At 43.6% G+C, this 25,415-nt stretch carries 21 protein-coding genes; 9 read left to right on the forward strand and 12 right to left on the reverse strand.

The genetic code is table 11. The features are described from left to right. Window positions 1-17: 17 nt before the first annotated feature. Both ACED45_RS20445 and ACED45_RS20450 read right to left on the reverse strand, forming a co-directional pair. A complete protein-coding gene (locus ACED45_RS20445) occupies window positions 18-581 on the reverse strand; it encodes a YfiR family protein (protein WP_371714892.1) in 564 nt (187 codons plus the stop codon). Beyond that, entirely contained in the window at window positions 571-2,634 is a 2,064-nt protein-coding gene (locus tag ACED45_RS20450; RefSeq protein ID WP_371714893.1) for a TonB-dependent receptor plug domain-containing protein, read from the reverse strand. Before ACED45_RS20450 ends, ACED45_RS20445 begins: the two co-directional genes overlap by 11 nt. A gap of 169 nt (window positions 2,635-2,803) precedes the next feature. Here ACED45_RS20450 and ACED45_RS20455 point away from each other — a divergent pair, with 169 nt between their 5' ends. The 3 genes from ACED45_RS20455 to ACED45_RS20465 all read left to right on the forward strand — a co-directional run bounded on the left by ACED45_RS20455 (window position 2,804) and on the right by ACED45_RS20465 (window position 5,392). Then, on the forward strand, window positions 2,804-3,547 hold the full coding sequence (locus ACED45_RS20455; RefSeq protein ID WP_017095551.1) for a 5-oxoprolinase subunit PxpA: 744 nt from the start codon (window positions 2,804-2,806) through the stop codon (window positions 3,545-3,547). 134 nt (window positions 3,548-3,681) lie between these two features. Next, on the forward strand, window positions 3,682-4,449 hold the full coding sequence (locus ACED45_RS20460; RefSeq protein ID WP_371714894.1) for a 5-oxoprolinase subunit B family protein: 768 nt from the start codon (window positions 3,682-3,684) through the stop codon (window positions 4,447-4,449). Further along, entirely contained in the window at window positions 4,442-5,392 is a 951-nt protein-coding gene (locus ACED45_RS20465) for a biotin-dependent carboxyltransferase family protein (RefSeq protein ID WP_285954496.1), read from the forward strand. Before ACED45_RS20460 ends, ACED45_RS20465 begins: the two co-directional genes overlap by 8 nt. A 131-nt stretch (window positions 5,393-5,523) precedes the next feature. Here ACED45_RS20465 and ACED45_RS20470 read toward each other — a convergent pair whose 3' ends face one another. The 3 genes from ACED45_RS20470 to ACED45_RS20480 all read right to left on the reverse strand — a co-directional run bounded on the left by ACED45_RS20470 (window position 5,524) and on the right by ACED45_RS20480 (window position 10,625). After that, window positions 5,524-6,978 carry an FAD-dependent oxidoreductase gene (locus ACED45_RS20470; protein WP_371714895.1) on the reverse strand — a complete coding sequence of 485 codons (1,455 nt, stop codon included), beginning with the start codon at window positions 6,976-6,978 and terminating at the stop codon, window positions 5,524-5,526. Window positions 6,979-7,510: 532 nt separating this feature from the next. Next, window positions 7,511-9,949, reverse strand: a complete 2,439-nt coding sequence (locus ACED45_RS20475; protein WP_371714896.1) for an ABC transporter permease — start codon at window positions 9,947-9,949, stop codon at window positions 7,511-7,513. A gap of 1 nt (window position 9,950) precedes the next feature. Beyond that, a complete protein-coding gene (locus ACED45_RS20480; RefSeq protein WP_371714897.1) occupies window positions 9,951-10,625 on the reverse strand; it encodes an ABC transporter ATP-binding protein in 675 nt (224 codons plus the stop codon). Between ACED45_RS20480 and ACED45_RS20485 the strand changes: the two genes are divergently transcribed. From ACED45_RS20485 to mrdA, 5 genes are all read left to right on the forward strand, one after another. Further along, window positions 10,624-11,241, forward strand: a complete 618-nt coding sequence (locus ACED45_RS20485) for an arylesterase (protein ID WP_076657240.1) — start codon at window positions 10,624-10,626, stop codon at window positions 11,239-11,241. The genes ACED45_RS20480 and ACED45_RS20485 overlap by 2 nt on opposite strands. 81 nt (window positions 11,242-11,322) lie before the next feature. Then, window positions 11,323-12,522, forward strand: coding sequence for an enoyl-ACP reductase FabV (fabV, locus tag ACED45_RS20490; protein WP_017067782.1), 1,200 nt, complete (start codon window positions 11,323-11,325; stop codon window positions 12,520-12,522). 179 nt (window positions 12,523-12,701) lie between these two features. Then, window positions 12,702-14,609: a sensor domain-containing phosphodiesterase gene (locus ACED45_RS20495; RefSeq protein WP_017060077.1), complete on the forward strand. Its 1,908-nt coding sequence runs from the start codon at window positions 12,702-12,704 to the stop codon at window positions 14,607-14,609. 120 nt (window positions 14,610-14,729) lie between these two features. Next, on the forward strand, window positions 14,730-16,385 hold the full coding sequence (locus ACED45_RS20500; RefSeq protein ID WP_371714898.1) for a P-loop domain-containing protein: 1,656 nt from the start codon (window positions 14,730-14,732) through the stop codon (window positions 16,383-16,385). A 376-nt stretch (window positions 16,386-16,761) separates the two neighbouring features. Continuing rightward, a complete protein-coding gene (gene mrdA, locus ACED45_RS20505) occupies window positions 16,762-18,660 on the forward strand; it encodes a penicillin-binding protein 2 (protein ID WP_371714899.1) in 1,899 nt (632 codons plus the stop codon). Between the two features lie 145 nt (window positions 18,661-18,805). Here mrdA and ACED45_RS20510 read toward each other — a convergent pair whose 3' ends face one another. Further along, on the reverse strand, window positions 18,806-19,426 hold the full coding sequence (locus ACED45_RS20510; protein ID WP_029235236.1) for a DNA-J related domain-containing protein: 621 nt from the start codon (window positions 19,424-19,426) through the stop codon (window positions 18,806-18,808). Between the two features lie 309 nt (window positions 19,427-19,735). Beyond that, on the reverse strand, window positions 19,736-20,575 hold the full coding sequence (locus ACED45_RS20515) for an isopenicillin N synthase family dioxygenase (RefSeq protein WP_017060073.1): 840 nt from the start codon (window positions 20,573-20,575) through the stop codon (window positions 19,736-19,738). 199 nt (window positions 20,576-20,774) lie between these two features. Between ACED45_RS20515 and ACED45_RS20520 the strand changes: the two genes are divergently transcribed. Further along, a complete protein-coding gene (locus ACED45_RS20520) occupies window positions 20,775-21,383 on the forward strand; it encodes a DUF2238 domain-containing protein (RefSeq protein ID WP_371714901.1) in 609 nt (202 codons plus the stop codon). 124 nt (window positions 21,384-21,507) lie between these two features. On the opposite strand, the gene ACED45_RS20525 is transcribed toward ACED45_RS20520, so the two are convergent. The 5 genes from ACED45_RS20525 to ACED45_RS20545 all read right to left on the reverse strand — a co-directional run bounded on the left by ACED45_RS20525 (window position 21,508) and on the right by ACED45_RS20545 (window position 25,316). After that, complete coding sequence (locus tag ACED45_RS20525) at window positions 21,508-21,759, reverse strand: hypothetical protein (protein WP_017060071.1); 252 nt, start codon at window positions 21,757-21,759, stop codon at window positions 21,508-21,510. Between the two features lie 21 nt (window positions 21,760-21,780). Beyond that, the gene (locus ACED45_RS20530; RefSeq protein ID WP_371714900.1) at window positions 21,781-22,686 is read right to left on the reverse strand and encodes a DMT family transporter; all 906 of its coding nucleotides are present in this window, start codon (window positions 22,684-22,686) and stop codon (window positions 21,781-21,783) included. Window positions 22,687-22,734: 48 nt separating this feature from the next. Further along, complete coding sequence (locus ACED45_RS20535) at window positions 22,735-24,426, reverse strand: SgrR family transcriptional regulator (RefSeq protein ID WP_017079218.1); 1,692 nt, start codon at window positions 24,424-24,426, stop codon at window positions 22,735-22,737. Window positions 24,427-24,580: 154 nt separating this feature from the next. Next, window positions 24,581-24,814 carry a DUF3389 domain-containing protein gene (locus tag ACED45_RS20540; protein WP_004730938.1) on the reverse strand — a complete coding sequence of 78 codons (234 nt, stop codon included), beginning with the start codon at window positions 24,812-24,814 and terminating at the stop codon, window positions 24,581-24,583. Between the two features lie 76 nt (window positions 24,815-24,890). After that, window positions 24,891-25,316 carry a hotdog fold thioesterase gene (locus ACED45_RS20545; RefSeq protein ID WP_004730936.1) on the reverse strand — a complete coding sequence of 142 codons (426 nt, stop codon included), beginning with the start codon at window positions 25,314-25,316 and terminating at the stop codon, window positions 24,891-24,893. Between the last annotated feature and the right edge of the window lie 99 nt (window positions 25,317-25,415).

Consider the following 25,415-nt stretch of genomic DNA (forward strand, 5'->3'; position numbering starts at 1 on the left):
ATGATCTGATCGTAGCTTTAAGCATTAGTTCCCTGATTTAGGAAACAAAGCCCCTCCACTATAGCGATTCGTAACAAATTTGAACCGATGATATATTCACCACGTCTCGCGTTTGTTAAGTTGATTTTAGGTTTGAGCTTGTTATCAATGTGCGTTAACTCAATGATACCTCCCATATCCGTAAAGTTAGGAATATCACTGATCGTGACAGTATGGGGTGAGTGTGCATTGCTACTAAATTCGTTATTATCCAGATCAGATAGATAGGTGATATCACACTTAGGCGCCACCGATTGTTGAACTCGGATATCGAGTGAACGAATAGATTTCCCTTCTGTAATTGACGCTAGTACTTTGCTTACTTTTTTATCGCCAATAACGCAAAAGTTAACAACATTCATTGTGCTTTCGTCATTCCAACGAATAAAGTTCGCAATTCTAAACAGGTACACCGCTTTAACTTCATGCGGTTTGAAGCTAGCCGCCGATGTATTCCAAGGCACAATAAGCATAGTCAAAGCGGCCAGGCTTAATTTAGTGAAGCAGAGCTTAATGCGGTGCTTAAGCCATTTAGAATTCATGAGAGACCCTCACATACACCGACTCTTGATTGACGCTTTTCTGAGATGTGAATTCAGCTTGATAGCCGTCACTCTTACCTATGTTTTCAACAACCACTTCAATTAAAGGCGCTGCGGACGATTTTTTCCATGCGAGACGCGCATCAAAGGTTATTTCATGCGGGTAAGATTGCCATTCATATTGAGTGCCATCACCCGCTACCCAATAGTCTGGGTAATTCACATTAATGTACTGGCCTATCACATCGAATTGCCAACTATCGGTGATATTCCACATCAACTGTGCCGTAGCTAAATGTTCATTATCAATATCGTAATAAACACTCGTTTGAGGGCTAGATTTAGGGTCATCACCTTTATTTTCACCTTCTAGCGTTGTGTAAGCGTAGCTTAGGTAGCTGGTTAGATCTTCAGTTAGGTGATAACTCGCCCCCAACTCTAACCCATAAGTTTTCGCTTTATAGTCGTCAGATAACGCGCCGACATAGACATGATTTGCGGGGATATCGCTAGCGTCATAACTATGGAAGCGAAGGTTGTCATGTTCACTTAAATATATCGTCGCATCGAGCTCGAAGTTTGAATTGTTAGAATAGCGATATCCCATCTCAGCTGTAATGACACTCTCTGTTTCTAGGTTCGAGTTCGATTTATAGACATCGAGGTAACTGTCATTTGAATCGGCATAGTAACTGTTGAAGTAGTATGTGGAGTTTGAATCCATATAAGAAGGCGCAACGACCGCACGACTTAGTCCCGCCCAGACAGAGTGACGTTGATTTAACTTGTATAAACCGCGCAGTTGAGGTGAAAGTTCCGTCGAATCACTCTGTGTAAAGTGTTCTACCTTGGCGCCAACCGTAATAGATAGTGCTTCGGTCAATTGAATTTGAGATTGAACAAAAGCATTCGCAATATAGTCATTTGCTGATTTAATGTTATAAGCTCGACCGTAGTAATCTGGGTTATACCAATCGACGTCAGAAACTTGGCTTGAAGAGAAGTCGAGATACACGTATCGCAATCCACCGCCGAGTGTCATTTGATGGTTTACCGATAACTGGCTGATATAGGTAGAGTCAAAATCGATGGTGGAATAGCTTCCCGGGGCGTCTGGCGCATTGTCCTCATTATACTCTCCCCATAGCGAATACGAGAGTGTCGAATTTTCTTCAAAATGAAGGGAGTCGTTAAATTGGACGTAAAAAGATTGACTCTTGTTATCGAAATCATTGGATTCTGATTCGATAAACGATCCTGAGTTGTCATACTGGAACGTGTACAGCTCAGACTCATAAAAGCTTTTTTCACCGCCTATACGTAATGACCAACTTTCATTGGTATTGCTCGGTTGAAACACCATACCAGCAGTTTGCGCTTTCCATTTTTCAGATTCGTTTGTGCGATACGTTGGTTCTTCTCGGTACTTATAAAACGCACGAGCGTTCACATTGTCGTTCAAGCTTAAGCCCTGACGAACGCTAAACTCATAGTTATCCGTATTAGAAGCGACACCAGAGAGATAAGTCCCCTGTGTATCATTAGCAGACTTAGTAATGATATTTACGACGCCGTTGACAGCATTGCCTCCCCAAATTGTACCACCCGGCCCTTTTAGTACTTCGATTCGGTCAATATCAGCGAGTACGTAATCAACGTCGGACCAATAAGTTCCACCATAGACAGGGCTAAATAGGCTCCGCCCATCCATCATCACCAACATTTTGTTATAGAGACCATCATGAAATCCTCTTGTAGAGACAAACCAAGATGTTTCATTGAATTTAGTAACTTTTAAACCCGGTACGAGTTTTAAAACTTCAGCGATACTTTTTGCGCCGCTGCGCTGAATTCGCTCGTTTGAAAGTACATATACAGACGAGGGAATATCTGTGAGTTTTTGAGTAACCTTAGATGCTGTTTCCATTTCAACATCTAACATAGATAGCTCTTCAAGGCTCATTGACATGAGTTGATCTAGAGAGTTTTCCTGAGCCATTACACAAGCTGGTGTGGTCAATGCTAATCCTAAGCAAACTGGTCGGGAAATCATACGCTCACCTAATATACAGACAAATATTAATGTTTTTATTGATAATAGACTATATATAAAATGCTGTACTAATAAATTCATAACCGCAAAACTTTGAGTTAGGTCACTGTTTAATTCTGTCATTTATACGAACGTCTTTAGATACAACAACGTAAAGGATTAACACCACGTGACAACGAAGATTCTGCTTAATTGCGACATGGGAGAAAGTTTCGGTAACTGGAAGATGGGCGATGATGAATCTGTCATGGAATGGGTTGATATGGCGAACATTGCTTGTGGTTTTCACGCTTCCGATCCACACGTTATGTCCAAGACCATTAAACTGGCTCAGCACTATCATACTCAAATTGGTGCTCACCCCGGTTATCAAGATTTAGTTGGTTTTGGACGTCGCTCTATCCCCCATACCATGGATGAAATCAGTGAACTGGTTTGCTATCAAGTCGGTGCACTACAAGCGCTTTGCCGCTATCACCATACCTCTGTTGGCTATGTGAAACCTCATGGTGCCCTTTACAACGATATGATGGCAAATATCGATGTGTTCAACGCTGTTGCCCAAGCGGTCGCTGAGTTTAACATCCCCTTGATGATTCTCTCTTCATCAGACAATCAGCAATACTTGGATATTGCTGACGATCACGACTTGCCACTCTTATTTGAAGCATTTGCCGATCGTGCCTATTTAAATAACGGACAGTTATCACCGCGAACTCAAAAAGGCTCGGTTTACGTCAATCAAGACGACATCTACAACCAAGTCATGCAAATCATTAACTATGGTTCTGTCACGACCATTGAAGGTGAAAGGCTACCCATTGAAGCGGATACCATCTGTGTCCATGGCGATAACCCTCAATCCATCGCATTAATTAGAAAAATCAGACAAGACCTAAATGCTTTTAACTAGCGCGTGTGATGTGTAGGGCGCACGGCTTAATCGCTCGCCTAACCAATAGCTCATAAAATCTAGCTCCTGGACACGGAAGTTAGACACGCCAAGTAATCAAACCAAAGGTAAGCAAACAAACGTATGGAAACGAAATGATGACGAATCAGATTGAATTCAATATAGTGCCAGTCGCAGAATGTAGTATCTTGGTCACCTTGACGCTATCGCCTTCAAATAAACAATCTAGTGCTGAATATGCGCAGTACATGGCTCATTTTTCCGATGCTATTCGCCAAAACTTAGCATCAGTGTTGATGAATGTGACACCGGCTTACCACACCGTTCTGGTTGACTACTTACCTTACGGAGTTTCAGAACATCAGTTCATTCAACAACTCAATGATTTGTTGAATCACTCTCTATCGTCTTTCTCTAATGTGAGTAACACTCGTAATACTATTGATCTTCCTGCCTATTATTCACCCGAAACGGCGCTCGATTTAGACAGGTATCAAGACAAAGGCCTGTCTCTGGACGATATTATTCAATACCACACCTCACAGACATACAGCGTCAGTGCGATTGGGTTTACGCCTGGCTTTGCGTTTATGTCTGATGTGGTTAATGAGCTTGCTTTGCCCCGTCATTCCACACCCCGCTTAAATGTACCGAAAGGCAGTATCGCCATCGCGGATACAAAAACGGCTGTGTACCCTTCGGATTCACCGGGTGGCTGGAATATTATTGGCAATTGCCCGCTGCCGTTGTTTGAGCACAGCCAATTGAAGAACACTGGTAACACGCAAACGCCACTATCACTACTTAATGTCGGTGACACCGTTCGTTTCACCGCGATATCAAAACAAGAATTTATTGAGCTTAGGTTTATGGCGATTAGTGGAGGTGCCGTTAATGGTTAAAACAATAGCTAAACCAACACTGACAGTGATTAAGCCCGGACCGTTGAGTCTAATTCAAGACTTTGGGCGATTTGGTGTTGCTCACCTTGGATTGACACAAGGAGGTCCGGTTGATGATTACTCTTATAGCTGGGCCAATCACTTATTGGGAAACCCAGTAAACCGAGCGGTATTGGAAATTACGCTTGGGCAATGCGCGTTGCGAATCGATTTTGATTGCGAAATGGCATTATGTGGTGGCGATTTACAAGCTAAGCTCGATGGTAAACCACTATCTAACTGGCGTACTTTTCAAGCTTTCGAAGGGCAAGTTCTTTCATTTGGTTTACCTAAAAATGGTCTAAGGGCGTATTTAGCCGTTAAGGGTGGCTTCGATGTTCCATTAACTCTTCATAGCTGTTCTACAGTGACTCGTGAAAAGATTGGTGGATTAACACAAGATGGAGAGCCATGCCAGCAAGGGCAACAAATAGCTTTTACCCAACACCAACTATCTCGCCCATTTAAAGCACTGAGTGTCACCTTCCGATACACACCTAATTACAACCTACCCGTGAACCTACGAGTTATTGAAGGTTATCAAAGCGAGCTATTCTCGAAGTCAGCAAAAGAGACTTTGTATAACGCACAGTATCACGTTGATCAAAACTCTAATCGGATGGGCTATCGACTTAGTGGCGACCCAGTCGCCTCGCCTGAGATTTCGCTTTTGTCAGAAGGTATCGCCTTGGGCTCTATTCAAATCCCCCAAGATGGGCAGCCTATCGTGTTGCTAAATGATAGGCAGACCATTGGTGGTTACCCGAAGATTGGTTGCGTCGCGAGAATCGACTTACCACGCTTAGCACAAGCCAAGCCTGGACATGAAATATCGTTTAGTAAAGGCGACAGGCTGGGCTTACAAGATGTATGGTGTCAGTGGGCGCAATTTTTCGGTTATTGATGCGCACCTTTAGATAAATGCCACTCGATCAAGACGTATAAACTAAAAGTCCAGCTTACTGTTGGCAGCAAGCTGGACTTTGCTTTTGGCAAGACAATCGCGATTTAAGCGCCAGGCGAATTAGCGTAATTTTAACCGTGTTCTTGCCCTGATACCTTAGCAAGAGCATTTGGGTAGCCGCGCTCTTGAGTTAAACCTATCGCTCTATTTTCAATATCACCTAACTTAAGTGACAGTGTCACTGGGTGGGTCTCTTCAATCGAAACAGCCTCCGCAATATCAAACCATTGCTCAGCAACTTTTTGCGCCGCCTCTAACGTTGAAGACGCTTTTACTACTTCAAGTCGAGCATAGCGATCACCACAGAATGAAACGTCTGAAGCTCGTAAGCTAGGATCGGTTCCCGGAATCTGTTGAGCACCGAACAACGGCTTGCCGCCCACCTGTGCAGAGAGAAAACTTGGAATGAACTGAGACATATGCTTTATAGCAGCACGAGTTCTTAATTCAAGCTGCTCTTCACTCCAACCCGATACGATTTTCTTAAGAAGCTTCGAAGGTAACTGTGGCTGTGACGAATCTGTTGATGAAGAAACAAGACCACCCTCAAACAGAGTAATCCCTTCTGTCATACCGTGAAGTTGGAACACACCATCAGCATACGGCGTTAATTGGGCCATGCCTTGCGGTGTGCCTCTAGGACCATGGAAGATAACCTCTGGCCACTCTTCCTTACATTGTTGTGAAGATGGCCACTCTGTAACGTATGCAGCTTTAAACTCAACAAGTCTTTGCTGCTTAGAGCCAACAAAGTCGTCCACGATACCCGTTTCAAATCCACTCGCATTGATCAAGTAATCGGTCGTTAGTTGGCAACTTTGGTTTTCGGCGTCTGTATAAGTCAAAATCCAAGCTTGGCCTGTCGACTCAACAGATTGTAATCGGCTGTTGGTTAACACAGTACAGTTTGCTTGTTGCCCCAAAGAGAGTTGAGCGGTTGCAGATAAGCGGAATACGCTCCAACCATACTCTTGAACCATAGCAACAGGATACTTAAGGGTTTCTAAATCGGTATGTTTGGCAAAAGGAATACACCAATCATCAAGCGATGTGGGTTTCAGAGGCTGTGTTTTCGCAGAAAGCGCTAATAAATCTTGTTTGCTGTACAGCTTGTAATACTCTTCCGGATCACCAAGCACTTGGTTGCTTTTATCTTGTTTAACAAGCTCGGCATAAGCGTTCTTGATTATCTTAAGGCGAGGAAGTAGATCCAACGGTTCTCCACCATCACTGTGCGGAACCGCGATGATTGTAGGACGAATATTGATCGTATGAGGGAACAAGCGGACGGTATCAATTGACTGCGTGAGTAACTGAAGACACTGCTCTACAGAAATATCTCGATACAAATTGCCGCCAGCGTGCAAGTGGCAAATGGGTGGCCCATTAACCAAACTTGGCCCTTTTTCCAAGATAATGACCTTAAAACCCAGCTCACTAAAATGAATAGCGCTCGTGGTTCCGGCAATACCACCACCAACAATGGCAATAGAAGGTTGATTTGTATCCGTTTTGTTGTGGTTCATCGTGTTCTGTAGAATAAGATTAACTGCCGCTATTCTACTTTTGTTCTGAGATGAATTAAAACACATTTTTATCAAGGTCTTAGATAGGCGGGATTTAATATCTATGTAAAAAACATAAATAACCTCTTGACTCAATAACTCCAGATAGAGTTTTGAAGGTTATTCTAACAGTCAAATTTGTCCTAAGTGACGCCACATAAAGGCTGCCTAAGTACTCTTAAAACATAGAGGTTAACTTATCCCTAAAGTTATCCACCGTTTTTGTGGATAACTGTTGATAACGTTCTTGCTAAGTTGCGCAAACCCTTTGTTTACAGGGACTAACCACTGTTCATTAAATCGGCATTATTGCGCAATTAGTTTTAAAAAATACTAAAAAGTTGGAAAATAAAGGTGAGATATTTGCTAGTTGTGCTACGCGTTGGTCAAATAAAAAACGGTCTAAAGCGACGCCTTATAAATAGTGCATGACTAAATACAAATAATCTCACTTTTAAACCGTTTTAAGCATTTGGTTAGATCACGCTAATGACTAACCAAAACCCTTGTTTACTGGTGCCAACAAACGTTTGATTAAGCTATTCACTACCGCGGCTAATGTGATGAACGTTAGCACCGGTAGCGCTATCCACAACATCGGGTGAAGTGAAGGTTGTAACTCAAAACCAAAGTTCATCACTCCTGCCACGCTGAGCTCAGAACCAAGGGCTGCAATTGAGCCTGCGACTAACGCCATTAAACCGTACTCACACCAAATAGTATTGAGAATTCGCTTCTTACTTGCGCCTAACGTTCGGTATAAACGTATTTCTTGTTGTCTTTGAGATAAGCTCAATCTCAACAAAGTAAAGATAAGCAACAGCCCCGCAACCACACCTAACGCCGCAAGTACCGTTATCGACCAAACAATCTGTTTGAGCAACTCTTGGATCTTGCTGCCCATCTTACGAATATCCATCAAACTCACGGTTGGGTGATTTCGAGAGAGTTCATTGAGCATTTGATTGTGTCGCTCTTCTAATCTAAAGCTCACTAGCCAAGTAGAAGGAATAGAGCTCAAAACATCTGGCGTAAATATGAAGTAGAAGTTCGGCTTCATTTCTCGCCACTCTACTTTACGGATGCTATTCACCTGGGCAGAGACATTCTGGCTGTTGATTGTGAACGAAAGCTCATCGCCAATCTTTAGAGCCAGCTGCTCCGCGACATCGGATTCCACAGATACGCCCTGCTCTTGTGTCCAGCTGCCTTCTAACACTTCATTGTACTCAGGCAGGCTATCTCCCCATGTGAAGTTGATCTCGCGGCTTAGTGCATCTGTTTCTTCTGAGGTCTCGCTGTATTTTTCCGCCTCAACGCCGTTAATGGTTGTGAGTCTTCCTCGTATAATTGGAAACGCTTGAGTACGCTCTACTTCGTTTGCATCAATCGTCTCGAGATAACTGTCTTTCTCATAGCTCGCAATATTCAGCGCAAACGCATTAGGTGCGTTTTCAGGTAAGGTTTGTTGCCAATCCGACAACAAGTCACTTCTCACTAGCCATATGATCGATAGCAGCATCAAAGATAGCGCTAAAGAACCAAATTGAATCCCTGTTGCTAATGGTGTGCGATTAATTCGGCTTAATGCCAAACGCATAGATGTCGTTGTCGGCAGCTTGCCAACTAAACGCAGAACAAACGTACTGACAATCGCGAGCACTAAGAACAGGCAAGCGATACCCGCTAGAACTATCCATACCAATAGATTATCGCCATACATCAGCATCATTGGAATAATCGGTACCAGTAACAACAAGTATTTCTTGTAGCTTTCATTGGACTGATGACTTGATTGAATAACGCTGATTGCAGAAGTGTTGACCAAGCCAATTAACGGAATACCCAGAGCAGGAACACCAATTAAGATGCTTGATAAAATAGCCAAGATAGCAGGTTCAATACCATAGCTAGGAAGTGGCGTTGGTAATAAGTCGCCCAGAGGTATACGAAGCAAAAACTCTAAGCCGATACCGATGGTAATTCCCAGTACTGCACCGATAACCACTAACAGAGATACCTGTACTGACAACCATTTAACGATCCACTGCTTGCTTGCTCCCAAACTCTTAAGCATCGCGATGGTTTTGCGACGACTCGCAACATAATGTTGGCACGTGAGTACCAAAGTGGTCGCAGCCATGATCACAACGATAGCAACGGTTAACGAAAGATATTGAGTTGTGCTTTCGAACATGTCGTTGGTACGACTGGCTGAATCTTGAGTACGCCAGCGATCGCTTGGTGTTAATTCTATACTCTCTTGCGCGGCTTTCAGTTTTGTATCATCACCGTTTAGAAACAGCCTAAAACTAACACGACTGCCCGGTTGAATCGCTCCAGTGGCCTCTATATCGCTGGTATGAATTAGCACAGCAGGCATTTGTTGGAATGGGTTAAAGCTCAAACCTGGTTCTTGTTTGATTCGCCCAGTTATCGTTAAATCGGCATCGCCAATAGTGACATTGTCACCAATCTCAACCTCTAACTGTGCGAATATTCGCTCGTCTAACCAAAGTTCACCCGGCTTCACATGGTTACTGGATGCTTTATCTGCACCCTCTAAGATCATCTCACCGCGTAAAGGGTAATTACTTTCAACCGCTTTCACCGTCACTAACTGCATCGAGTTGTCACTGAATGCCATGGTTGAAAAACGAGTCAACTGAGAGCTTTCAAATTGCTCAACTTTAGTGAGGTCTAATAAGGATTGCGGGATTGGGTTTGCTGAGATAAACACACTATCGGCAGTAAGCGCATCTTTGCCTTGTTTAACAATCACCTGCTCCATACGTTCGGCCAATGCCGACAATGCAAAAACACACGCAATGATCAGTGTTAGTGCTATGGAAACTGGCCACAACTGACCGTGTCGAATCTCTTCGACACTCCATGAGAACAGGCGTTTGTTCAGTCCGTTTGATGAATTCAATTTAGACTTCCTCTATCTGACCGACATGCATCTTAAGTGTTCTTTGGCAACGTTGCGCAAGCTTAGGATCGTGTGTCACTAATACTAATGTGGTGCCGTGAGAAGAGTTCAGCTCAAATAATAGTTCAACGATTTTTGCTGCGGTTTGTTGGTCTAAGTTACCGGTTGGTTCGTCAGCAAAAAGGATTTTTGGCTTGATCATAAATGCGCGCGCCAAAGCGACCCTTTGTTGCTCACCACCAGATAACTGAGACGGCAAGTGTTCAAGCCTGTCTTTCAAGCCTACTGATTCAAGCAGAGCAGTCGCACGTTCGATATCTTCGTCTTCTCCTTTCAACAAACAAGGCAGCGTGACATTTTGTAGCGCAGAAAGGCTTGGAATTAATAAGAAGCTTTGAAATACAAACCCGACCGACTCACTTCGGATTTTCGCCCTAGCTTCGTCATCAAGCTGTGAAAGTGACTGCCCTAGTAAACTGATTTCGCCATTCGTTGGTACATCAAGCCCGGCAAGCAACGTCATTAGGGTCGATTTACCTGCACCAGACGTGCCGACAATCGCGACAGTTTCGCCTTCGCGAATGTCAATATCAACATGCTCTAGGATTGTTAAATGTTCTTGATTAGTAGACACTGTCTTCGAAACGGACTCGGCTTTAATGATGGATGTATGCATGACTAGACTAATTTCCTTTTTATTCTTTATTTTATTTTCAACCGCTTCTTTGGCTCAAGATACCGAGTTAGATTCTAAGTTACTGGTCCTTGGTGATAGCTTGAGTGCTGGTTACAACATGGACATCAAACAGAGTTGGCCAAGCTTGTTACCAGACGCGTTAGCAAAGCATGACAAAACGGTAACCGTAGTTAACGGAAGTATTTCTGGTGACACAACTGGCAATGGTTTAGCCCGCCTACCACAATTGCTTGAAGAACACGCTCCAGACACCGTTCTTATTGAACTTGGTGCGAATGATGGGCTTCGTGGATTCCCACCTAAGCTGATGTCTGCGAATCTTGATCAAATCATTGAGCAGATAAAAGCTGCGGGCGCGAAACCTATAATGATGCAGATTAAAATCCCACCGAATTACGGAAAGCGTTACAACCAGCAATTTGAATACGTTTTTGCAGCGCTTGCTGATCAACAAAACGTGCCACTTTTGCCGTTTTTCCTAGAGCATATCATCCTTAAACCTGAGTGGATGATGAACGATGGACTGCATCCAAAACCAGAAGCTCAACCTTGGATTGCTGAATTCGTCGCCGAAGAATTATATCAGTATCTTTAAGTTTTAATGGTCTAGCTCAATAAATTTTACACAGCTTTACGTTAGCCTGAGTGCATATCACCGTTAACTGTAAGGTTATTTATGCTGATCGAACCTGTTATCAAGGGTGTGGTAGCCAAAAGCGCTCACCCTCTTGGCTGTCAAGAAGCCGTAAAGCAACAAATCAAGTTTGTTAAGAGTGCGCCGCAAATCAAAGATGGCCCTAAACGAGTACTGATTATCGGAGCTTCCTCGGGCTTTGGCCTTGCCGCTCGTATTGCCCTTACTTTTGGCGGCGCAAAAGCTGACACTATAGGCGTCTCATTCGAGCGCGGTCCAAACGAAAAATCCCTAGGTAGTGCTGGTTGGTACAACAACATCTACTTCAAAAAAGAAGCCGAACGAGAGCAACGCACTGCTATCAACATCGTTGGCGACGCATTTTCGCAAGAAACACGCTCACAAGTTGTCGAAGCCATTGAAACCTACTTCGAAGGTGAAGTGGATCTGATTATCTATAGCTTAGCTGCAGGCGTTCGTCCTAAACCAGATTCCGATGAGTTTTGGCGCTCTGCCATCAAACCTATTGGTGAAAGCGTAACTGGCGCAACCATTTCTCTGGAACACGACAACTGGGTCACCAACACGCTTGAAGCCGCGACGGAAGAAGAAGCCGAAAGCACACTCAAAGTGATGGGAGGCGAAGATTGGGAACAATGGATAGATGAGCTCATCAACGCAGAATCTATTGCTCCGGGTTGTAAAACCATCGCGTTTTCTTATGTGGGTCCAGAAGTCACACATCCTATCTATTTAGACGGTACATTGGGACGCGCTAAGATCGACCTTCACCAAACCAGCCACGCTCTTAATCTAGAGTTAGCTAACTTTGATGGCAACGCTTACGCGGCGGTATGTAAAGCCCTAGTCACTAAAGCGAGCGTTTTCATCCCTGGATTAAGCCCTTACTTACTTGCTTTGTATAAGGTGATGAAAGAGAAAGAGACCCACGAAGGTTGTATCCAACAAATGCAGCGTCTGTTTGGCAGTAAACTTTATGGTCAATCCAAAGTACCACTTGATGGTGAGCGATTGATCCGTATGGATGATTGGGAATTAGACCCAGAAACCCAAGCGCACGTAACTGAACTGCTAGAAAAGATGGACGAAAATAACTTCCAAACCTTAGGGGATTACCAAGGGTTTAAAGAAGAATTTCTACAATTAAATGGGTTTGCTCAGCCATCGGTAGATTATAGCCAGAAACTTAATACAGAAGATTTTATAAAGTTAAAGCCTTAATCTAAAATTATCTCATTACTGAGACCCGGATTCACATTTGAAAACCTCTGCATAATTGCGGAGGTTTTTTCGTGCAACATTTCTTATACTTAGTTAGCGTAAGATTCACAGTTTTCTTTGGTTCATCATAATTAACACAGGATGTGTTGATGCATTTAGCATAATTGACTCGGAGTCATATGAAGAAAATAAAAACTCTCGATTTAGATATCCCAGACGATATGGAGCACGGTTGGCAGAATATTGTCGACCTCTTAGCTCAAATTACTCAAGTGCCCGCAGCACTAATCATGCGTGTTCACGCCAATTACATTGAAGTTTTTTCAACCAGTCGTAGCGAGAACAACCCATACAACAAAGGTGATTCTGAAACGCTGGGGAATGGGCTGTACTGCGAAACAGTGATGGAAACTCAACGACAGCTTCTTGTGCCTAACGCGCTTGCCGATCCTAAGTGGGACAACAACCCAGACATCAAACTCGGCTTAGTCTCCTATTGTGGTATTCCATTACTTTGGCCTAACGGTGAACTGTTTGGCACCATTTGTATCTTGGACTCGAAAGAGAATCACTACACCCCTACTTATATCAAACTGTTAGAGAGCTTTCGGACTTCGATTGAATCTCAGCTTAAAACCCTATTCCAACACGCCAAGCTTACCCAAATGAATCGCGACCTAAAAAACCGCGTTTACAATCGCACTAAAGATCTCGCGAGCCTTAATTACTCGTTGAATCAAGAAATTGATAAACGAAAAGCGGCTGAACAGAAGATTAACTTCCAAAAAAATCACGACCTCGGCACCGGCTTTTTAAACCGAAACGCATTTGAATCTCGCTTAAACCACAAGCTACTGTCACAGAGAAGGCTGACAGACAGCTCATTTGCAGTCGTTCATATTGGTTTTACCAACGGTAGACGCATACAAGCACGCTACGGCTATAACGCGTTAGACCAAGTGCTTGTTGAATACCGAAAACGCATCGACTGTATTTCTGATATCGATGTATTAACTGCACGCCCTACTTCGGTTGACCTCGTATTGGCGTTTAGCGTTAAAGATTTACACCATCGCCTTGAAGAACTTTGCCAGACGCTCGTTAAAGTTGGTCATTCAGAATTCGACATCGAAAGTGACAAAGTGCATTTGCACGCGTTTATTGGGATTGCAATTACGAACGACGAAGATGACGCGGAAAGCATTCTGCAGAAATCTTCTGAAGCGATGTTAGCCTGCAAAGATTCAGGACAAAAGTTCGCTTACTACTCTCAATCCCATACCGAAGAACAAACTCACATTAATAAGATCGAAGGCTATTTGCTTCAAGCCGTTCGTAATGATGACCTTATGCTCTACTTTCAACCCAAAGTTAGCCCGTTGACGCATCGCTGGGTCGGTGCTGAAGCTTTGCTTCGTTGGCGACATCCTGTTTTGGGTGATATCTCTAACGAAACCCTGATCCACATGGCTGAACAAAACGGTTTGATTTTCGAAGTGGGCAGCTTTGTTTTACGCAATGCGATTGAAAAAGCCAAAGAGTGGTCCGAATACGTTGAAGATTTCAAGATGGCTGTGAATGTGTCTGCAATTCAACTCAAGAACGTACACTTTGCGGAACAAGTGGTTCACCTACTCGAAACCTATCATTTAGAGCCTCGTTTCTTAGAACTTGAAGTTACGGAGAGTGGACTGATAGCAGATGAAGTGGTTGCCAAGAATACCTTGGGATCTTTGCACGATATTGGCGTTACATTGTCACTAGATGACTTCGGTACGGGCTACGCCTCCTTCAGTTATCTGAAGAAGTTCCCATTCGACACCATTAAGATTGATAAGAGCTTTATCGACCAAATGCTCAACTCACACGAAGACTCGGAAATTGTTCGTTCTATTGTCCAAATTGCCAAAAAGCTCGACTTAAAAGTGACGATTGAAGGCATAGAAACGGAGGTTCAGGAGCAATTTATTATTAACGAAGGCTGCGATGTGGGCCAAGGTTACCTTTACGGAAGACCAATGCCGAGCCAAGAATTCGAACACAGCTTAATCAATCAAAACTATTTGGGGACAACTCGTTACGCTTAAAGCGAAAAAGAGCAGTTAGTTTTGGATTTAGGCCTACTTTCTCTTTACTCTAAAGGTGGTGATTTTTATAATCGCCGCCTTTCTGTTTTTATCTTTCCCCTTATATAGGCATTCCTCGTTATGGATCAGTTGACTGCAAAGCTTAAAAAGCTCGAAAAACAAAACTACCGTGCATATCAACAAATTAAAGGTCAATACGACTTTGCTGATTTTGAATTACACATCGACCACATCCAAGGTGACCCATACGCGTCAGCTTCTCGTTTTCGTGCAACGCGCGCGTGGTCTTTGACCGGGTTAGATTGGCTGAAAGAAAAATCTTACGAATACCAAGTAGCCGCTCGTGACTTTATCGCACGTAGCTTCTCTGAGTTCGCGAAACAAGAGTCGACCGTTTCTATCGCGCTGACGGGTCAAACCGTATTAGACAATACGGCCGTTGTTTTCACAGAACACGGTATCGAAATTCGTTTCCGTATCAACCTACCTGCTGATGGCCGTAGCATTCTTGCTAAGAAAGCGAACAACATCATCACTTTCTACTTACCGAAGTTTATTCGTCGCGCAACGCTTGAGCGTGAGTTGAACATCGATGCAATGATTAAGCACTGTGAAACGATTGAAGACCAAGAAGCACTGCGTGCTCAATTGGACGAAAATAACCTAGCGGCGTTCGTTGCAAACGGCAGTGTACTACCGCGTATCGCGGGTAACTGTGACCTGCCGATGAAAGACGCTGTGCCTTTCGCAGCTCCAGAGTCGTTGAGCGTTACATTAAACACACCAAACCAAGGTGACGTGACTGGCCTAGGTATTCCAAAAGGCATTACGCTAATCGTTGGTGGTGGTTTTCATGGTAAATCGACTCTGTTGAACGCCGTTGAACGTTCTATCTACAACCATATTCCTGGTGACGGTCGCGAAGGCATTGTAACTGCGATTGATACGATGAAGATCCGCGCTGAAGATGGTCGATGTGTGCACAGCTTGAACCTGTCAAACTACATCAACCATTTACCAATGCAGAAAGACACATCTGACTTCAGCACACAAGATGCGTCAGGTTCTACGTCTCAAGCGGCTTGGTTACAAGAATCGATTGAAGCCGGCGTTCAAACTCTACTTATCGATGAAGATACGTCAGCGACTAACTTCATGATTCGTGACGAGCGTATGCAAGCGCTAGTGTCAAAAGGCGATGAGCCAATCACACCACTTGTCGACCGCATTGGTCAGCTTCGTGAAGAGATGGATATCTCTACCATTGTTGTAATGGGTGGCTCTGGTGATTACCTAGATGTCGCGAACACTGTGATTCAAATGCACGACTACCAAGCGGTAGATGTGACTGAAAAAGCAAAAGACGTGATTGCTCAGCACCCTACTCAGCGTACTAACGAATGTGAAACTACTTTAGAAACGTTTGTACCGCGTTCATTGAACCGTACTTCACTGATGAACATTCTGACTGACGGTAAATTCCGTGTTAATGCTAAAGGCAAAGAGTCACTGCGTTTTGGTAAAGAGTTTGCAGACCTTTCTGCGCTTGAGCAATTAGAATCACCGTCTGAAGTGAATGCGATCGGTTGGGCTTGGTTCCAATTCGCACAAACTCCAGGTTGGTCAAACAACCCTGCTAAAGAGTTTAACGCTATTTTAGAAAACGAATGGCACGCTAACATGCCTAACTACGGTGACCTAGCGAAACCAAGAACGTTAGATGTGATGGCTGCTCTGAACCGTATGCGTAAATCTCAGTTCAAGCCTTCGAACTGATTTCGTTAAATATCGGATTTATTGTGCTTCTAGGTTTTTGAAGTTTTAATATTCTAATTTACTAAAGCTTCTAAGCCACTAAATAAGCAAATTAACCTTCTACGGCTCTCATTCTGAGGGCCGTAAATTTATCTAACCTCTTTTGACCTAACCTCTAGTGTCGTCAAAACTCTTGAACTTTATAAATTCATAAAACCAATCTTTACATCAATTACTTATCATCTTTTGTAATGAGAAAATTAAAGGCACTGTTTACCGCCATCTAATGCTGTCGATCCCTCAAAACATGACACTGCTTTTACAAAACCCTAGTGATATTCAGATAAAGTCCCGATTCGACAAGTGTAACCAAATGTAACAGACCCTTGAGGCTTCAATGAATCATAAACGCGTTAAGATGCGTGACCATAAAATCGAAGTGAACCTATTCAAAAACCGCGTAATCGTCGCGTTTTGTGGGATCTTGATGTTCACTCTTGTCTTAGTCGGCAATCTATACCGACTTCAAGTTGAAAATTTTAAAAGCTATCAAACTCGTGCCGATGGCAACAGAATCAAAGTATTACCTATCGCCCCTACTCGTGGACTTATTTACGACCGTAACGGCGTGTTGCTTGCAGAGAACAAGCTTGTCTTTGATCTAACCATGATTCCTGAGCAAACCGATGATGTCGATGCAATGCTCACCAAGCTAGACAAATATGTCCCCCGTGATGCAGAGCAGATCGCTCGTTTCAAAAAACGCTATCACAACACCCGCCGTTTTAAATCTGTGACTATTCTAGAGAACTTAACGGAGGAAGAGATCGCCAAGTTCTCCGTGCACCAGTACCAGTTCCCCGGCTTATCTATCGATACCAGCTTAAAGCGTTTTTACCCGAATGGTGAGGTGCTTACCCATGTTCTTGGTTACGTGGCGCACATCAATGATAGCGATCTCAGAAAGCTTGAAGAACAAGGGATAGAAGCGAATTATCAAGCTACAACAATCATAGGAAAACTGGGTGTTGAACGTTATTACGAAGATATTCTGCACGGCACCAAAGGTTATCAAGAAGTCGAAGTAAACAGCCGTGGGCGAATAGTCCGAACCATTGAGTACGTGCCGCCAGTAGCTGGTAAAGATATCGTGTTAAATATTGACCTTGAGCTGCAAAAATACGTCTTTGAGCAACTTGATCACCGAACTGGAAGCGCGGTTATTCTCGATCCGAAAGACAACAGCGTGTTGGCGATGGCATCAAGCCCGAGTTACGACCCTAACCTATTTGTCGACGGCATTTCGAGTAAGAACTACCAACGTTTATTGAATGATCCGGCTCACCCGTTGGTTAACCGCACCACTCTAGGCGTTTATCCTCCTGCCTCAACCGTTAAACCATTTATGGCTGTGGCAGGACTGCAAGAACATGTCATCTCTGAAGATACCATCCGTAACGACCATGGCGTTTGGAGAATTCCTGGCTCTAAACGAAACTCCAAATCGTGGCGTGACTGGAAACGTTGGGGTCACGGACCTGTCGATGTCACTCAAGCCATTGAAGAGTCGGTAGATTCATTCTTCTATCAAACCGCTTTCGATTTGGGTATTGACCGAATTTCAAGTTGGATGAACCGATTTGGATTTGGTGAACCGACAGGGATTGATATCTATGAAGAAAGTACCGCCAACATGCCGACTCGAGAATGGAAGATGATGCGTTATCGCACCCCTTGGTATCAGGGTGACACAGTTCCGATTGGTATTGGCCAAGGTTATTGGACATCGACACCTATGCAACTTGCTAAAGCAACGTCAGTATTAGTTAATCATGGTAAGGTGATGCCCCCTCATATCTTAAGAGCCACCTTAGATCATGGTGAAGATTTCAGTACACAACAACTTGTCGAACCGGATCCAATGCCCTCAATCACCGAAGTACCGGATAGAATTTGGGATGTGCCAATCAATGCGATGCGACTCGTAAACCACGGCAGCCGAGGTAGCGGCAGGCGCGCATTTAAGGGAACTAGCTACACTAGCGGCGGAAAATCAGGTACGGCACAAGTCTTTGATCTTGCGAAAGATCAGGTCTATAACTCGAAAAAGTTGGCTAAGCATTTACTCGACCATGCGCTTTACACGGCTTTCGCACCTTATGAACACCCTGAATATGTCGCAACTGTGGTCATTGAACACGGTAACGGCGGTTCAAAAGTCGGTGCGCCTTATATCCGTAAAGTACTCGACTATGCCTTTGAACATAAAAGTGGCGAGAGCAAAGATCACTCCTAACACCAATAACTTAAGTCGCTACAGCACATAACGTAGTTACCCAAAACATAACGTAATGACGACAAAGCCCCACTTGTATCACTCACAATGTGGGGCTTTCCGTTTTAGGGTTCTGAGCAATTAGACAGCTAGAAATGCCTGTCGATTATGAGCTTCTTAATACATGCCATGCTTCACAGAGCGTCTGAAATTTTGCGGTGTTGCCTTCGTCTCTGTCCGGATGCCATCTCAATGCCAGTTGTCGCCAACGTTTTCTAATTTCATGGTGTGTCGCGCCTAAAGGTAACTCAAACAGGTTCAATGCTCGACTTCGATCCATATCGAGTTCATCACCACCCACATACTTTCTATACCGAGTCCAAAATTCGTTCAACAGCCTTTTGACTTCACCTTCATCCGCTTCATAGTTAACCCAATTAATGTAGTATTCTCGAAGTGGGTCTTGATGATCGATGCTGTGACTGCTTCCGTGATAACGACCATTCATCAATTCGATGTCCATCGCTTGGACTTGGAGCCAACCATCTGGGTGTAAGGTTTCTTGAAGCTGATAAAGCGCATTCATGATAAGGAAGTTCTTTTTAAACAACTCTTTCTCAGGCACAGCATCCAACACTGGCACAAACCCAAGATCGTTCAGATGAGCTGCCAATGTGTGTACTTTCCATCCGCTTGGCTTTTGCTTAAGCACTTCCATTATCGGCCAAAGCAATGGGTTTTCCATATGGCAATGAAAGTTTGCTCTCACATCTTGATAATTCGACATAGTTGACTCAGTTAGCTTCTCTGAATTAATGGATTTCTAGAACTGTGGATACTATAAGTAACCTGTTTCGCATCCGTTGCGTATCTTCTTTAATTGAAAGCGATTTTCTAAGATTTGTCGAGCTTAAGGACAAACAACTTTCTAACGTTTGGCTTAAAGGCACCTTTTATCGTCAAAACTGAGTACCATTTCGTTGAATACAACCGTGAGTAATAAAGCCGCAATTCTTTGGTACGGATACAAAAAAGGTCAGCGACTTAGCTGACCTTTCACATCTATCCCAATTTTAGGGACGAAGCATTGAACTGACTAGATAACGCCAAGCTCTCTTAGACGTTCCATTAGGTATTCGTTTGCTGTGTACTTTTCAGATAGCACTACTTCTGGTTTCGGGTGAAGGAATAGAGGCAAAGAGATACGAGACTTCTCTTGGCGTTCACCTGATGGGTTGATTACACGGTGAGTTGTCGATGGGAAGTAACCACCAGATGCTTCTTGAAGCATGTCACCGATGTTGATGATCATGTTACCGAAGTCACATGGAACATCTAGCCACTCGTCATTTTGAGCTTTAACTTGAAGGCCCGGCTCGCTTGCAGCAGGAAGAACCGTCAGTAAGTTGATGTCTTCGTGTGCCGCAGCGCGGATTGCACCTGGCTCTTCATCACCTTGCATTGGTGGGTAGTGAAGAACACGAAGCAGAGTCTGTTCACTGCCGTTGATCATTTCTGATAACGCAATAGAGAATTTCTCTTGTACTTCTTTAGGAGCATGAGCTTCAACCCAACCTAGCAGCTCTTGAGCAAAAGCATTCGCACGTTGGTAGTAATCTAGAATCTGTTCTTTCAGCTGCTCAGGGATTTGACCCCATGGGTATACGTGAAAGTACTCTTTGATGTCTTTTACAGTGTGGCCCTTAGCAACTTCAGACACTGAAGGTGGAAAATATCCATCTTGTGTTTCAACATTAAAGTGGAAGTTCTCTTTTTCTTCAGAGATGAAGAATTGGTACCAGTTTTCGTAAATTGACTCAACAAGCTCTTTCGGGATTGGGTGGTTCTTAAGAACACCAAAACCAGTTTCACGTAGAGAGCGAACAAATTGTTCTGCTGCGTCGTCAGCAAGGTAATCGACAGTTTCCAGTTTCATGACTTTCTTTCTTGTTATGTAGTAATAGAGCGATTTTAAGGATCGCTTTGTTGTAAATCAAACTTTTGTGAAACTCTCGCAACCGTTTGTCTAGATACTGGGCGATAACGCCGGTTTTCAACAAATATGGTGATTAGAGCACAATTGAACACTGTTCATTATTGTGTAACTATACATGAAACTAATACAGGATCTGATGATGACAATTACGCCACTTGCTCAAAATAGACCATTACTGTCATTGACGACGCTGTATCTGATTATGTTTCTATTTTCAGCGTTTGCTCCCTCTTCAAGAGCGGTATGGATTGCCGAAATTGTCCCAGCGCTTGCGATATTGGTGGGAATCTGGTGGTTATCAACAAAGCTCACCTTCACTAAGACAGCTTACGTTTTAATGTTTATCTGGCTAATTTTGCATACGATAGGCGCGAAATATACCTTCGCAGAAGTGCCATTTGATTGGTTCAATAACATGATAGGTTCAGAACGGAATAACTTTGACCGTGTCGCGCATTTCTCTATTGGCCTTTATGCTTACCCACTCGCTGAGTACTTGATTCGTAAAAAACTGGCTCAACCGGTGCTTGCATGTTTCTTTGCGTTATTTGCGATCATGAGTGTTGCTGCAGGTTATGAAATCATCGAGTGGTGGTACGCGGAGATTGCAGGTGGTGATGAAGGTATCGCATTCCTTGGTTCACAAGGCGATATTTGGGATGCACAGAAAGATATGCTGTGTGATACGACGGGCGCAATTGTTTCGCTATTACTTCTTAAGCTTCAAGGGCGTGTCAGAGCTTACTGAGCTCAATTCTTTACTCTGAGTATCAAAAGCAACGTTGAAATGCCACACACAAACTGTGCTGTGGCATTTTTAGTTTCAACATTATTTTCTCGTTTATAATGATTGGTCGTTTCATCGTGACGGGTTATTTCATCGTTACCTTGCCACCAACAAACTTGTAGGCTGGCGTACCTCGAACCAAAGTGTCTCGCGCAAATTCAATCCCGCATTCAGGGCACACACATGGTTTTGTCGTGAAATCTTCAACGATACGCTCCTTAAAACATTTCACGAGTGCACCTTTGCCACCTTTCCGATACTTAAAAAGCTGCGTTTTGCATTTGGCACAGAAAATCTGAACCGTCTTGGTCGGTTGTTTCTTGTTTGGTTTAGCCATAGAAGTTAATGATTGAACTCTTTATTTCTTAAGTTTAGGTGCGACAAGAACCAAGCTTATCCCAAGAAGTATAACGGTTGATGAGACTATAAATTGCATAGTGACAGGTTCAGATAACAGTAATACGCCACCAAGTGTCGCGATAACTGGAACAGAAAGCTGTGCAATAGACGCAACCACGGTATTCAGTTTTTTCACTACGTAATACCACAAACTATAACCGATACCAGAAGCCACAGAGCCCGATATAACCGCGTAAATCAAACCTTGCTCAGTGATAGACACTTGCGTTAATGCATTAGGTATTAAAACTAATAAGCTCAATGCCACAAGGATAACTAGCGAGCTGAATCCAAAGTTAGCGGTTGTCGATTGCAGTGCGTTTGACGATTTCTTTCCTGCCAATGTGTAAATGCCCCACCCAATTCCGGCCAGAGACATCAAGATAATAGAAACTAAGTCGGGTGCTTGAGTCGATTCCGTTGGCATTAACAAATAAACAAGCCCTGCCACAGATAACAAACACCCGCCCCACTCAATGAGCGACATTCTGTTTCCAGAAAACAGGTGCGCGGCAATCATCGTAAATTGCACTGCGACAAACAACACCAGAGCACCAAGACCTGCGCCGAGCTCTAAGTAAGCAAACGAGAAACCAAACATATACACTAGCAGTGACAGTATTGACGTGAATTGAAACTGTGATTTTAGCCTTGTGTATAGCGATGTGTTGTTTGTTAACACACGTCTAGCTTTAGATTGGGAAGACAAAGTTAATAAAATCAGAAGCGTAAGCGAACCAGATAAGATGCGAACGATCGAAAAGCTCAAAGGATCGATCGTTTGATCCATTAAGGCCCAGCGACACAAAACTGAATTCGCAGCAAATGCCACCAGCGTAATAAATGTAACCATCAGAGTTTGCATCGTTTTTCCTAAATGAGTTATTTGGTCCTAATTGAGTTTTCTTGGATTTCAATCAACGTCAGGCTTCACCCAAACTTGGCTAAAGTCGAACCAACCTAATGCATTACATTTCGCGTTTTGCAACGTACCACATTGATCTTTATTGACGCCTAACCAGCAATGGAACATCGGGATCAATTGATTGCTTTGGACTAGTTGTTTACCTAACTGTCTTGCTGGGAATTGCTCGAATTCACCTGAACGCCAACGATCAATCATGTGACACCATTGGTCGAAGTCTTCAGCTGGGCTAGATTCATCAAGAAAACTGTAGTCCATTAACCAGCCGGCCAATGCATCGTCTCTGTTGTTAGCGATACCCATTGGATTAATCCAAATATCGACATTATCGGCGTGTGGAGGATCGGTTTCGTAACCGATAAGCTCAACATCGACATTATATTGCTTCAACACGGTGACAATCGCTTTGGCAAGTGTTGGGAACATCGGGTGTTGGCATTGGTAGGCCAATCTAATGGTTGGTTTCGCATTTGCTGGTGGACAGACTGGCGTGTTTAACTTTATGTCATACCAACCAGGTTTTATCCCATAGGCGTGTAGAACGCCCAAATCGATGACGGTCTCTTTTGGAATATGAACAAACAGATCAGCTGCATTCAATGCGTTAGACAAAAACTCCGCCCATGCGGGATCTTGTGCGATGCCCTTCTTTCTATTCAACAGTAAATACGTACAACCGGGATCAAGCTCTACTTCATCACTATCACCACGGTCGGCCATTACCGGTTTCGAAAGACTTGGGTAAACCATAGAAGAATACGCCTCATCAACCACCCAAACCTCAACGCGATCAATCAACGGCCTGAAACCAAAGTATCCGTTGAAAGCCGTTAGTACGAGTTGCTTCTCATCGTTCTTCTCAATGCGATACGGCCCCGTACCAATTGGTCGAATATCGTAGTCTTCGCCACGTAAAATCATCGGTAAAGTGACCTTAGCGACCGACTCCGTGAGCGCGAGTGGGAAATACTTATCTGGACGCGTTAAGAAGACATCGACCACGCAATTTGCGGGTGAAGAGACATCTTTAATATGCGAGAACAAATTGAGAGGTTCGAGCGCAAGAAGCGTGTCGACAACATGATTCGTTAATAGAGGCTCCCCGTTATGAAAACGGACACCCGGCCTTAAGAAGAATCGCCATTGATAGTCACTGATTTTTTGCCATGAATGAGCAAGATCGGGTTGTAACTGATCATTTTCATCCAATCGCGTTAACCCACTGAAGACTTGGCAGGCAATATGCTGCTCTGAACGTCGCATCGATTTTGTCGGGTTAAGCATTGAGAGCGGTCGGTAATAAGGCAAACGAATGACCTGCTCACCTTCTTGATATTGAACACCCAAATAGTTTTGAATAACCTGAGTAAGCTTGGCAGCATTGTGGTCAAGCACTGACAGCGCCTGACCAATTTTACCTTCCTGTAAGTACCGCCTCGCTAAGTTTTCACTGACATCGCAACGATTCTGCTTAAAGATAAGTTGAGATAACTTACCTCGGCCAGCCGCCGGTAACCATTCTACCCAACCTTGTTCTTCAAGTTTGTTGAGTACCATTCTTGCATTACGGCGCGTACAACAGAGTACATCTGTTATGTCATCGAGCTGAACATCAGAATCTTTACCATCGAAGTATTCAAACAGGGTTTCAAATTGAACGCGAAGTCTTGGGCTGCTCATAAAGAGGAAAACTTATTCAAAGGACATTAAATTCAGTTTCCCTATTTTAAGACGTAAAATCAATCTTACTGACGTGTTTTTATTGCGAATTATTGGGTGTGACGTCCCAAGATGTTATTCAAACAGAATGGCTAAGTACTTTTGCAGCATACGGTTACATCACATCGCAGCCGATTTCATTGGCGATGTCACGAAGCTGTTGTTCATTATCTAATTTAATTGACCACTTGCACTCAGAGCCATTCGCCGAAATGACATTTGCCCCTTTTCCAATTAATTGAATCGCATCAACTTGTGCTTGCAGCGTGACTCTATGTTCACCATCTAAACGAACAACCAGCTCATGTGCGGTTGCGATAACTTTTCCACTTTTAAACGTTATGACCATGGGTTTCTCTAGCTACTTCTTTTAAATACAAATTACTATTTTCTAAATAGAACACAGTTAACTGCTGCCTACTCGATTATCGCTTATGTTTCTTCACGGCAATCGTTAATCGACTCGTACAAACTAAGCGTTGACGCTCGTCAGTGATATTGATTTGCCATACTTGGGTAGAGACACCCAGGTGAATAGGTTCAGCAGTACCGATAACATGGCCTTCACGCATCGAGCGAACGTGGTTTGCGTTAATATCCAGACCAACGCAATAGTAGCCTTCTGGTACACAGAAATTAGCCGCCAATGAGCCAAGCGTTTCAGCTAAAACTACCGATGCGCCGCCATGAAGCATGCCCAGCGGTTGGTGCGTAAAATGACAAACCGGCATGGTTGCCACTAAGGAATTGTCGTTTACTTCTGTGTAAACAATGTTGAGGTGCTCAATTAAGGTATTTTTTGAGGTCGCGTTGAAGGTATCTAGGTCAACGGGCTTTTTCCAAATACTCATATGGGTTCCTTAATTATTGACTTTATTAGTGCGTGAATCGCTTTATTAGGGCGTGTTGATCTTTGCTGTACATTTCGCGTTCAACAATACATCGGTAGC

Origin of the sequence: Vibrio crassostreae, assembly GCF_041439375.1 — a bacterium.
In the GTDB taxonomy this organism is placed as follows: domain Bacteria; phylum Pseudomonadota; class Gammaproteobacteria; order Enterobacterales; family Vibrionaceae; genus Vibrio; species Vibrio crassostreae_D.